We start from the raw sequence: 12,514 nt of genomic DNA on the forward strand, positions 1-12,514 counted from the left end.
AACAGGGAGAAAACTCCATGAAGATGCTGCGAATTCCGCTGTTGATGATGGGCCTGCTGCTGTGTTCCCAAGGTTTTGCCGCCACCGCCCAGCAAAACAAAATGACCACCTGCAACGCCGAAGCCACCACCAAGACGCTCAAGGGTGACGAGCGCAAGGCCTTTATGAAGACTTGCCTGTCGGCCCCGGCAGCCAATGACGCCAAGACCCTGACACCGCAGCAGCAGAAGATGAAGGATTGCAATGCGTCGGCGAAAACCAAGGCGTTGACCGGCGATGCGCGTAAAACCTTTATGAGCACCTGTCTCAAAGGCTGATCACTCGTTCGCGAACGCCGCAGATCAAGTGTGGGAGCTGGGCTTGCCCGCGATACAGGCGCCTTGCTCTGTCTGGTACACCGCGGCGAGGCCATCGCGGGCAAGCCCGGCTCCCACACTTGATCGCATTCACAACCGATCCACTCGCTTGATTCCCTCAAGGCTGGCAGACTGCCCATCCTTTAACGCCGTTCGTTTTGAGGCTGTATGCCAACGTTTTCTCAACGTCACGTGATATTGCTGGCCAGCTACATCATCATTTTCGGCGGGTTGCTGCTGGTCCTGCCGCTCAAATTGCTGCCCAGCCTGCTGGCCGGCCTGTTGGTCTATGAACTGGTCAACATGCTCACCCCCCAACTGCAGCGATTGATCGAAGGCCGGCGCGCGCGTTGGCTGGCGGTGGCGTTGCTCGGCACCCTGATCGTCAGCGTGCTGACCCTGATTTTTGCCGGCGCCATCAGCTTCCTGCTCCACGAAGCGGAAAACCCCGGGGCGTCCCTCGACAAATTCATGGGCGTGGTCGACCGCGCGCGCGGCCAGTTGCCGCCGTTCCTTGACGCCTACCTGCCCGCCAGCGCCGCCGAGTTCCGCGTGGCCATTGGCGACTGGCTGAGCAAGCATTTGAGCGAACTGCAGCTTGTGGGTAAGGATGCTGCCCACATGTTCGTCACCTTGCTGATCGGCATGGTGCTCGGTGCGATCATCGCCCTGCAGCGCGTGCCCGACCTGACCAAACGCAAACCCCTGGCCGCCGCGCTGTTCGACCGTCTGCACCTGCTGGTCCAGGCGTTTCGCAACATCGTCTTCGCGCAAATCAAGATCGCCGCGCTCAATACCGCGTTCACCGCCATATTCCTTGCTGTGGTGCTGCCGCTGTGCGGCATCCACCTGCCGCTGACCAAAACCCTGATCGTGCTGACCTTCCTGCTCGGCCTGCTGCCGGTGATCGGCAACCTGATGTCCAACACCCTGATCACCATCGTCGCGCTGTCGTTGTCGATCTGGGTCGCAGTGGCGGCGCTGGGTTACCTGATCGTGATCCACAAGGTCGAGTACTTCCTCAACGCGCGCATCGTAGGCGGGCAGATCAGTGCCAAGTCGTGGGAATTGCTCCTGGCGATGCTGGTGTTTGAAGCCGCCTTCGGCTTGCCGGGCGTGGTGGCGGGGCCGATTTACTATGCGTACCTGAAAAGCGAGTTGAAGCTCGGCGGGATGGTTTGACGCAATAACTGAAGCGCTGTTGCGTCGTGGACTTTAAAGGGACTTAGAGGGATCCAAGCTGTGAGCGACAATATCTATGCTCCACCAACGGCAGAGTTGTCTGAGGCGGTAAAGCCCGCTGCCGAGTTTTATGTCATTTCCCAGAAAAAGCTGCTGATTCTGAGCCTGCTCAGTTTTGGGCTGTACACCTATGTCTGGGCGTATAAAAACTGGAGCCTGTACAAGAAAGCCAACCAGGCCGATATCTTGCCGTTGGCGCGCGCGTTCTTTTTTATCTTCTTTGTGCACAAGCTTTACCGCCTTGCCTACCGGCGGGTGGTCGAGAGCGGCCGAAAATTCGATTTCGATTTTGAGCAATGGGCGACGGTGTTTGTGGTGGTGACTGTGGGCGCCAACGTGTTCGACGCCGTGGCTGCGCGCGTCGAGGCGTTGTTTGCCTATAAAAGCCTGACGCTCCTGGCGCTGCCTCTTTGTGCCTACATCCTTCAACAATCCCAGGCCCTGATCAATTTTGCCGCCGGCGACCCGGAAGGTCAGAGCAACGCTCGGTTCAATCCGTGGAACTACTTGGTGATCGTGCCCGGCATTGTCATGTGGGGCCTGACATTTCTTGGGCTATGGGTGATCTATTTTCGCTAGCCCCCCGCAAAAAGGACTGCTCCATGAACAAGGAATTTAGCGTCGTACTCCTCGCCATCGGCTTTTCGGCACTGGTCGGCTGTTCCGCAGCCGGTGTCGTGGCCAGTTCCGATCCCCGGCAAAAGTTGGCTGACGCCGACGCGTTGCTGGATCAGGGGCGGCCATTGCCGGCCGAGCGCTTGATTGCCGAGGCCGTGCAACGGTGCACGGCGGCCGGGGATCAGTTGTGCCTGGCGGACGCTTATCGCGGGTATGGATTGTTTTTCATGTCGTCGGCGTTGGCCAGCCAGAAGGACCGCTATACGACCCAGGGCTTTCGTGACACCACGGCGACCTACGAACAGCGCTATGTGAAAGCCAATGAGTACCTGGAGAAGTCCCGGGCGATCTATGCCCAGGCCGGGCGGTTTGAGGTGGTGACCAATCTCAATTTGAACCGAGGCTTTGCCTACGAGATGGCGGGGGATAAGTCGGCGGCTTGCCAGGCCTATGTTGATAGCCTGGCGGCAAGCCGGGAGAACGCGCGGCTCAAACCGGGCGCCGTGATCCAGGTGCCGGCCAAGTACGGGACATTTGAGCGGTACATCGGCGTGCAAAAAGCGCGGGTGGGGTGTGGCGCTTAGCATCTTGGGCCGAACTGAGTCTTTGTGGTGAGCGGGGTAAGCCCGCTCACCACTCGACAGATCAGTTTCCGTAACGCTTGCTGGCCTCAATCGCCAGGCCACTGCCGATACTGCCGAAGATATTGCCTTCCACATGCCGTGCATTCGGCAACATCGCCGAGATGCTGTGGCGCAGTGCCGGGATGCCGCTTGAACCACCGGTGAAGAACACCGTGTCTACCTGTGCCACGCTCACCGACGCATCGTTGAGCAACTGCGTGACGCTGTTGCGCACGCGCTCCAGCAAGCCGTCGATGGCCGATTCAAATAGCGTCCGGCTCAGTTCCACGCTCAACCCTGGCTCAACCCGGTCCAGCAGCACGTGGCGGCTGTCTTGGTGGGTCAGCTGGATCTTGGTTTCTTCCACTTCCATGGCCAGCCAGTGCCCGGCGCGCTGTTCGATCAGCTTGAACAGGCGGTCGATGCCACCGGTGTCTTCGATGTCGTAGCGCATACTGCCCAATGCCAGCTGGGATTTTTGCGAGTACACCGAGTTGATGGTGTGCCAGGTGGCCAGGTTCATGTGGTGGCTGGTGGGCATGTAGGCACCGCTTTTCATGCGGCTGCCGTAGCCGAACAGCGGCATCATCCCTTGCAGGCTCAACTGCTTGTCGAAGTCGGTGCCGCCGATGTGCACGCCACCGGTGGCGAGGATGTCGCTCTGGCGGTTGTCGTTGTGGCGACGGTCCGGGGACAGGCGCACCAGGGAGAAGTCGGACGTACCCCCGCCGATGTCGACGATCAGGACCAACTCTTCCTTTTCAATGGTGGACTCGTAGTCGAACGCCGCTGCAATCGGCTCGTACTGGAACGAGATGTCCTTGAAGCCGATCTTGCGTGCCACGTCGACCAGGGTGTTTTCGGCTTCCTGGTCTGCCATCGGGTCGTCATCGACGAAGAACACCGGGCGGCCCAGTACCACTTCTTCGAACTCACGCCCGGCATTGGCTTCGGCGCGGCTCTTGAGCTGGCCGATGAACAGCGCCAGCAGGTCGGTGAAGGGCATCGCGGTGCCCAGCACGCTGGTGTCGTGCTTGATCAGCTTGGAACCCAGCAGGCTCTTGAGCGAGCGCATCAACCGGCCTTCGTAGTTTTCCAGGTATTCATGCAGGGCCAGGCGGCCGTACACCGGGCGGCGCTCCTCGAAGTTGAAGAACACCACCGACGGCAACGTGATCTTGTCGTCCTCCAGCGCGATGAGCGTCTCCTCGCCGGGGCGGATCCAGCCGACGGTGGAGTTGGACGTGCCAAAGTCGATGCCGCAGGCACGGGCTGGGGATGGGTTTTTCATGATCTATCGGGTTCCGGTTGAAAAACGGCCGCGCAGTGTATGCCAGTCGAAGGCGGATGCGTAGGCCGACTATCCGCTAAATCGTGCTTGAAAGTTGGGTATTTGCCCCCACATCTGCTGCATACGGCTAGTGCCGATAACACTTTGACGCACCCCCAGGCCACAAGACTCAACAAGTGCAATGCAGCGCACGTTGTGCCCTGGGCGGTGCGATCTCGATTAAGGATGGTGAACCGCCGATGGATTTCAAAGACTACTACAAGATATTGGGTGTCGAGCCGAGCGCCGATGACAAGGAAATCAAGGCTGCCTATCGAAAACTCGCACGCAAATATCACCCGGATGTGAGCAAGGAAAAAGACGCCGAAGCCAAGTTCAAGGACGCGTCCGAAGCCTATGAAGCGCTTAAAAGCGCCGATAAGCGCGCCGAGTACGACGAGCTGCGCAAATACGGCCAGCATGGCCAGCCGTTCCAGGGCCCGCCGGGCTGGCAGAGCCGTGGCGGCTTCGGCGGTGGCGGTGGTGGCGAGGATTTCTCGGACTTCTTCAGCTCGATCTTCGGCTCGCGCGGCGACGCCTTTGGTGGCGGCCAGCGCCGTCCTGCCGGGCGCAAAGGCCAGGACGTCGAGATGCAGCTGTCGGTGTTCCTGGAAGAGACGCTGTCCACCGAGTCCAAGCAGATCAGCTTCCAGGTGCCGCAGTACGACGCTTCGGGGCGTCACGTCAGCAACACCACCAAGAGCCTGAACGTGAAGATCCCCGCCGGCGTGGCCGACGGCGAGCGTATCCGCCTCAAGGCGCAAGGCGCCCCCGGTATCGGCGGTGGGGCCAATGGCGACCTGTACCTGATCATCAAGTTCGCGCCACACCCCAAGTTCGAAGTGGACGGCGAAAACCTGATCATCAACCTGCCCCTGGCCCCGTGGGAGTTGGCGCTGGGTGCTGAAGTGCAGGTGCCGACGCTCACCGGCAAGATCAACCTCAAGGTGCCTGCCGGCAGCCAGAACGGCCAGCGCATGCGCGCCAAGGGCCATGGCCTGCTGAACAAGGCCGGGCAGCGCGGTTACCTGTTCGTGCAGCTCAAGGCGGTGATGCCCAAGGACAGCAGCGATGAGGTCAAGGCGCTGTGGCAGGAACTGGCTGCCAAGGCGGCGTTCAACCCGCGCGAGGGGTTCTGATCGGCCCTGTGGGCTAAGCATCTACCGCGGCCAGCGGTGCCGGGCATGGTGTGCTGTCTCTCCCTTTGAACCAGGAGAGTCACTATGCCCGGCACACCATCGCCACTCCCGGCCACGCCAGCCAGTGCAAGTATCCACAACCCCCTGCTTGAGCAAGCCATCCCCGACTGGTTGATCCAGGCCACGCCACAACGGCGCCAGGCGGTGAAAGACGCGCCCGCCAACTTGCCCGACTGGTATCACCAGGCGTCCCCGGTCCAGCGCCAGGCAGTGGACACTGCGACATTCGCCAGCTTCTCTTCGCAAACCCAACTCGACAAGGCCATGGCCGACCTGCAGGGCCTCGACGCGTTCGCCGCGCCGTTGCTCAGCCAGGCGTTGAAAGACGCCTTGAAGGTCACCCTCGACGTCAATAAGACCTTCCTGCGCCTGAACAAGACCATCACGTATGGGATCCTGCGCGAACGTGTCGGTACGTATCAGGTCTTGAACCTGTCGCTGTTGCAGGCCGCCATCCATAACTTCGAGGCCGCGGAGTGTGAGGCGGGGGCATTCGATGAGACCTCGGGGTTCGTGGTCGAAGGCGCCACCCCAGGCACCTTCGAGCCGTTGTCGACATCCCTGACGGTCCGCCAGTTTCTCAAGCTCTGTCGCGTGCTGAATATCGGCGCGCTCTATCAGCTGTACCTCAAGGGCTTTCTCTACCCCACGGACGCGGCGAAGGCAAAGGCCCTTCACGACCCATTCGTGGCCGCGCAGAAAGACGCGATGCGCGCGGCGGCAGAAATGGCGCTGTTGAAAAAGGATATCGAGCCGGCCGACTACGACATGATCCTGTCGGTGATCGCGGGCGAAATGAATCCACGCCTGAAGGGTAAGCGCGTGTGGTTTCGCGACCTCCAATTGATGAAGCACCGCTTGACCGGCTGCGTAGTGTTCAGCATCAGTGACAAGTACGCCTACAGTGATGAATTCATCCTCTATGTACCGCAAGACCCGCATTCACCGCTCAAGCGCTACTCTCTCGGCCAACTGCGCGAGCAGTTCAAGCGCCAGTTCACGGCGCGTGACTTATCTGCATCAGGGCCGACCGCCTACCAGCGTTTTTTCAGCCAGTTCGTCGACTACGCCGACCTGCCGGATTATTTCAGTCAATTCACCCAGAACGGACCGGATAAAACCTTCGATCAGTCCTTTGCACCTTACGCTCCGCTGCTCAATATGGTTGTAAAGGGCTTAAACCCCTGGGGTGCTTTCAACGAGCTGCCTCCGCCGGATGCGGTGGTCCAAGTGCCGGAGGATGACCCCTACCTCGACCCTCAGGGCATTGCGCGCAGGGGCCGCGGTATCTGGGCGGATAACGTCGACCTATGGGATTACCTGTTTGACCGGTATCGCGACAAGCTGCTGGGCGACGCACGCAGCCACGCGGTGTCGACGGCGGATGTGGATGCGAAGGTGCGCTCGCAAAAAATCGCCAGCCTGCTGAACATCGGCATGCTGGTGTTAGGTTTTGTGCCGGGTCTGGGTGAGTTGATGATGGTGGTGATTGCCGGTCAGCTGCTGTACACCGTGTTTGAGGGCGCGACCGAATGGAGCGAGGGCGACCGCAAGGCGGCCAAGGTGCACTTGGTGGATGTGGCGCAAAACCTCGCGTTGATTGCGGTGATGGGCGCGGCAGGGAAGGGGATTGGCAAGCTGGTGACGGTGAAGCCAGAGCCGGTTATCGAAGGCTTGAAACAGGTCGAGTGGAGCGATGGTCAGGCACGCTTATGGAAACCTGACCTCACGCCTTATGAAAGCCCCACCAAGCTACCCGACAGCACGGCGCCCAATGCCTTGGGGCAGTTTGTGGTCGACGGCAAGACCTACATCCGTCAGGACGGCAAGGTCTACGAGACGACGTTTGATGACACCCTGGAAGCTTGGCGCATCCGCCATCCCCACCGCGCTGATGCCTATGCCCCGCAGCTAGCGCACAACCACGAAGGCGCCTGGCAGTCTGAAGCCGACGCGCCGCTGACCTGGGACACGGACACGTTGTTGCGGCGTATGGGGTTGCCAGCGGAACCCGTGCCGGTCGGGCAGCGGGCCGATGCACTGTTCGCCAGTGGGGTAGAGCCAGACGCGCTGCGAGAGGCCCAGTTCAACCATGAGCCCACGCCGCTGATACTTGCCGACACTTTCAAGCGCTTTGCCCTGCACAACGAGCTCTCGCGGTTTATCGAGCAGATGAAAAGCCTCGACCCCGGCGTGTATGCCCAGGCGGACCCGGTGCTGCAACTGGATCTGCTCAAACGCCGAGGGATGCTCCCCAGCACATCGCCCTTGCGCGTCATCGACGCTGCCGGGCGCACGCTCTGGGTGGATGCTGCCGCCGGCAACCGTCGCACCATCGTACTCAGCGCAAACCATCAGGCGCGGGGTGAGTTGCTGGAGCAAGTCTTGTACACCCTGCAAGGGGTTGATCCTGAACTCAAGGAGTTCCCGGGAACGCCTGAGGAGTCTTTGTCTGCGAGGGCCGCAAAGCTGCGCCAGTACCTGGGTGATCAAGTGGAGGTCTTCAAGGCAGCTTTCCTGGAGGAGCGCTACCAGGCACTGACGGCAGCCGACGGCTCCCTGGAGGGCTACCCCAAGCTTCCCGGCGCGATAGCCTCCCGCTTGCTCGACGGTCTCAGTGCCGAGGAGCTGCAAACCTGGCGCACCAAGGCCATCCTGCCGGAACCGGTGGTGGAGCAGGCGCGCTGGTATGAGCAGGAAGCCCGCGTATCCCGCGCCTATGAAGGGCTGCTGCTGGATTCCCTGGCCGATGTCGACAGCTTGCGCCTGGCCCTGCGTACCCTGGAAACCTTGCCTGGCTGGCGCAGGGGCGTTCGTCTGGAGCTGCGCCAGTATTCGGAGCAGGGCACGTTGCTCGATGCCATTGGCAGTCCTGACCAGACTCAGGTGCGCAAACTGGTGCTGATGGAGAATGGCCAGTTCGTCGCCGCAATGCCCAGGGACTTTTATGAGGCGGTGTGGGAGGTGATGTCCCCGGATGAACGTCAACGGCTGGGGTTGACCGATACCCAACAGCTCAAGGCATTGATTCAGGCGTCACCACTGCCACGTGCACCGTTGCGCACCGTACTGTTGGAGCATCCGGTACGCAAGCCGGCCTATGATCCAGCGATGCGACTGCTGGGTGGTGGCCGCGGGTATGAACAACTGCTGGCCCAAGGAGTGAATGCGTTTCGCAGCACCCGTGCGCGGGTACGCAGTCTTTATCCGGCGCTGGATGAGCAGGGCATTTCGGCCCTGATCGAAACACTTGGAGACAACCCTCGTACGGAACTGGCGCGTCGAGAGACGGAGTACGCAGCCCTGGACAGTGAGCTCAACCAATGGGTCAAGGCACATACCCACCCGTCCTCAATCACGTTTTTCTACCGGCAGGCTGGAGGGATGCGGGCCTGTGCTGATCAAATCAGGCGATGCTGGCGACGCGAGACGGGCTCGTCCTTTCATTTCAATATCGGTGTACCCGTGGAGATGCCGGCGCTGACAGCGGATTTCAGCCACATCGATCATCTGAAGTTGGTGGGGGTCAGCGTGGACAGTTCTACCCAAACCTTTCTTAAAAATTTCTCTCACGTAAAAACACTCAAGATCATCAACACCCAGATGACGCAGTTACCTGATGTCGTTTATGAAATGAGTCAATTGGCCCATCTGGACCTGTCTGGCAACAAGATTCAGCTGGATGCCAAAGGCGCCTCCACGCTCAGCGCCTTCACCCACATGCAGGTGCTGGACTTGTCCCAGAATCCTCTGGGCGTATTACCCGATTTCGCGGGGATGTCCCAGTTGAAGGCACTCAACTTGAGGTCCACCCGTATTGATCAATGGCCCACCGGCTTGGTAGGGAAAGCGCGTCTGACCTCCGTGGACTTGAGTAATAACAAACTAAGTGAGGTGCCCCAGGCCTATCTCAACCCATCCCCGGAGCAAGTCGAAGAGGTCGCCCGGCTCAACAAAGTGACACAGCTCTCCGGTAATCCGTTCCCTGACGACTATTGGCGTGTCCTGGATCGTTACTGGCAAACGCTTACGCAGGCACGCCCTGACCTGGTCGCGGACTTTGACGGCTATGCGTTTTACCTGAAAAACCCGCTGGTTGAGGAGGCGAGTCTCCTTTACAACCACTATAACGTTCAAGACGCCAGGGAGTTTGTCTGGGGATTGGGCGACGGCGCGCAAGCGGAACTGGCCAGTCGCAGGCTGGCGTTCGATCAGTTGCAGCAACAGTTGAACACTTGGGCATCGGCTGGGGGCAATCAGAGCACCAGCAGCGGTGCCGCCCGTTACGTGCGAACCGCACAGCGCGAACTCAATGCTGCGGACAGTGATCATCGCTACATCGCCAGGACTCGTATCCTGAAGTGCTGGCGAGGTGATGCGCCACAGGAAACCGCAGCAGACGGCACCCAGATCGGCATTCAGTTGGACCTGAGCGGGCTGACTTTGCCGACCCTGCCGGAGCTGGACGCCGACTTCAGTCATGTCGGCTCGCTCAAGTTGACCCATATGAACCTGGTGGCTTCACCCGAGGGCATGCTGCGACGCTTTCGTAACGTGCGCTGGCTGGACCTTTCAAACAACCAGTTGCGCGCGCTGCCGCCGGCGCTCGGTGAAATGCATGGCTTGACGCGTTTATTCCTGCACAAAAACCGGCTGCGTCTCACCCCGCAAACCGCCCAGGTACTGTCCGAGCGCACGTCTTTGCGTGCATTGAGCCTGAGCGCAAACCCCCTTGGCATCACGCCGGATTTCAGCCGGATCCCGGACATGCGCAACGTGTTCATGAGCCACGCCAACCTTGATAGCTGGCCGACCGGCCTGGGTGAGCAGCCGCTGCTGTATAACCTGGATTTGCGCAACAATCAGTTCACAACCCTTCCCGATGAGGTCATTGCACCGTCGGATGAGGAACTGGCGGCAAGCAACCGCCTCAGCCGAGTCACCAATATCGGCAACAACCCCTTATCGGAGCAAACTCGCCAGCAGATCAGTGCGTACGGTGAGCGACTGGAGCGGGCAGGCCTGGCATCGCCGGACAACCCCAACCGTCTGGTCGCCACGGCGTTGGACATTGGCGGGCCCATCAGGGTGAAACTGCCCATGTCCCTGGCGCCTTTCAAGAGGTGGGCCCGCGGTATGCCCGAGGGGCAAATGGCGCAACGCAAAGCCCAGTGGCAGGGGTTGCGTGAACAACCGGCAAGCAACGGGTTCTTTGAGGTCCTCAGGGACTTGGAACCCGCAGCTGATGGCCAGGAGGACCTGCAGCGCAGGGTCTGGGAGGTCATCGACAGCATCACTGAAAACAGTCCGGAATCCGAAAAACTGCGCACGCAAATGTTTGAATGGGCCGGCCGTGCAGCGTGTTGCGACCGCGCGGCGCTGTCGTTCAGCAACCTGGAAGTCATGACCCTGGTCTACCGGGCCAGCACCCAGGCGCTGGACGTGAGTCAGGGCCCCTCGCTGCTGACACTGTCCAGGCGCTTGTTTCGCCTGGATGAGGTGGAAAAGATCGCCCTGGCCGATATCGATCAGCGGCGAGCCGCTATCAACGCACAACCCGGCTTGAGTGAGTCTGCCAGGAATCGGCAACTGGAAATGCTTGAAGAAGTCGAGATCAAGTTGGCCTACCGCGATGGCCTCAAGGACCGACTGGATCTGCCGGGTCAACCGCAGCACACGCGGTTCACTTCTATGGGGGGCGTCACGCCTGCCATGCTGGACAGCGCCTATGAAAAAGTTGTCGCCTTGAATGACTCGCCTCAGGAACACCAGGCCCTGCTGAGCCGGGAATTCTGGAACGATTACATCACCCATAAATACCAGGCCCAGTTCGAGGCGTTGAGCCAGCCGTTCCACGATCAACTGGCTGCCCAACACGCCGATTTTGAAGCGAAACTGCTGTCCAGTTCCGCTCACGAGGCCAAGGCGAAGAGCCTGCAGGCGCAGTTGGCGATCAAGGAAGCCGAGTTGATAGACACGCTGACCCGAAAGGAAATCGCTGAAGCGCTGCTGCCACGGGGAAACCTGGAGGCGTTGGAGAACACGACGCCTGAATTACAGCTCGCCAAGGCGCACACCATCGAGTTCAATGGCCAACAGTATTTTATTGCGAGCATGCCCGATGCCGGCGATGGTATGCACTACGTGTTGAGGGTGCAGGCGCCGGACAATCCGTTTGCCCTGGTCACCAGTGGGATTATTGCCAAACCCGATGCCGCCGGGCTTTGGAAGCGCAGAGGCTTGATTGGAGGGATGAGGCCAGAGGGTTCTCCGGACGTGTTTGAAGATGCTCTCGAGTCTATGCAAGTGACGCCCTACACGGCAGACGAACTCGATTTCATGCGGCGCAATGTTCACTGGATGACTCAGGAAAACGAACTGGGAGCCTATAACCGCGCCAACAATGGTAAGTACCCACTCCGGGATCTACAGGGCAGGCCGATACGTATACGAAGTCTGGAGACCGAGGTTTCTCTGGTCTCGGGCTCTACCTACACGTCGGCGCAGATCAAGCCTTACATCCTCTTTGAGGGGTATGAGCGCGTGGGGGCCTTGTATGAGGAGAAACTGCAGTGGCGCAAATTTACCGCCGATGATGTGAAAGTGCCCGGAGAAAGAGCCTTGATCGGACAGTCCATGGTGGTCGCCAACCGGCGTATTGCCAAAGGCGAGATCGTCGGCATTTATGGCGGAGTGATTATGCCCGATGGCTTTGGGCTTGAGACGGCGAATACGTTTGGGGTGGTTGTCTCCCCAAAGCCCCGACCCGGCACCGTCGGTATGTCGCCCAACCCGACCTATCTGGTGGGGGATACCATCATCTCCAGGATCAATACCCATTTCGACTACGATCTTGACGGCAAACCCGTGAAGCAGGCAGCCAGTGGATATAACGTCGAGACCGCGGCTTTCGATATTCAAGCCGAACACCCTGCCAGCCGCCCAGGCAAGCTGACGCCCTATCTGTTGAATGTGGTATTTGCGACCGAAGATATTCCTGCGGGCGTCGAGTTGCGCGTTGACTACGGGTATTCAGAGGAGGATATCAAAATCAAGTTTGGCTGATACGGTGGTTGACGTTCATCCCTGAAAGCGTGGCGTTGCCGCCCTCGTGGGAAGGGGCCAACGCCGAGCCGCGTCAATCAC

Annotated in this window: 7 protein-coding genes; 6 read left to right on the forward strand and 1 reads right to left on the reverse strand. The window is 60.0% G+C overall.

Translation table 11 applies throughout. The features are described 5' to 3' along the window. Nucleotides 1–17 precede the first annotated feature (17 nt). The 4 genes from KHP07_RS21850 to KHP07_RS21865 all read left to right on the forward strand — a co-directional run bounded on the left by KHP07_RS21850 (nt 18) and on the right by KHP07_RS21865 (nt 2,800). Nucleotides 18–317, forward strand: a complete 300-nt coding sequence (locus KHP07_RS21850) for a PsiF family protein (protein WP_017849707.1) — start codon at nt 18–20, stop codon at nt 315–317. Nucleotides 318–524: 207 nt separating this feature from the next. Further along, nucleotides 525–1,538, forward strand: coding sequence for an AI-2E family transporter (locus tag KHP07_RS21855; RefSeq protein WP_078046638.1), 1,014 nt, complete (start codon nt 525–527; stop codon nt 1,536–1,538). Between the two features lie 60 nt (nt 1,539–1,598). Beyond that, nucleotides 1,599–2,177: a hypothetical protein gene (locus KHP07_RS21860; RefSeq protein WP_078046639.1), complete on the forward strand. Its 579-nt coding sequence runs from the start codon at nt 1,599–1,601 to the stop codon at nt 2,175–2,177. 23 nt (nt 2,178–2,200) lie between these two features. Further along, entirely contained in the window at nt 2,201–2,800 is a 600-nt protein-coding gene (locus tag KHP07_RS21865; protein WP_078046640.1) for a hypothetical protein, read from the forward strand. Between the two features lie 61 nt (nt 2,801–2,861). Here the strand turns inward: KHP07_RS21865 and KHP07_RS21870 are convergent, their stop codons facing one another. Beyond that, nucleotides 2,862–4,130 carry an Hsp70 family protein gene (locus KHP07_RS21870; RefSeq protein WP_078046641.1) on the reverse strand — a complete coding sequence of 423 codons (1,269 nt, stop codon included), beginning with the start codon at nt 4,128–4,130 and terminating at the stop codon, nt 2,862–2,864. 239 nt (nt 4,131–4,369) lie between these two features. Here KHP07_RS21870 and KHP07_RS21875 point away from each other — a divergent pair, with 239 nt between their 5' ends. After that, complete coding sequence (locus tag KHP07_RS21875; RefSeq protein WP_099493483.1) at nt 4,370–5,308, forward strand: DnaJ C-terminal domain-containing protein; 939 nt, start codon at nt 4,370–4,372, stop codon at nt 5,306–5,308. A 324-nt stretch (nt 5,309–5,632) separates the two neighbouring features. Then, entirely contained in the window at nt 5,633–12,433 is a 6,801-nt protein-coding gene (locus tag KHP07_RS21880) for an NEL-type E3 ubiquitin ligase domain-containing protein (RefSeq protein ID WP_352152557.1), read from the forward strand. Nucleotides 12,434–12,514 lie beyond the last annotated feature (81 nt).

It is taken from the genome of Pseudomonas sp. VS40 (assembly GCF_018587885.1).
GTDB lineage: Bacteria > Pseudomonadota > Gammaproteobacteria > Pseudomonadales > Pseudomonadaceae > Aquipseudomonas > Aquipseudomonas pergaminensis.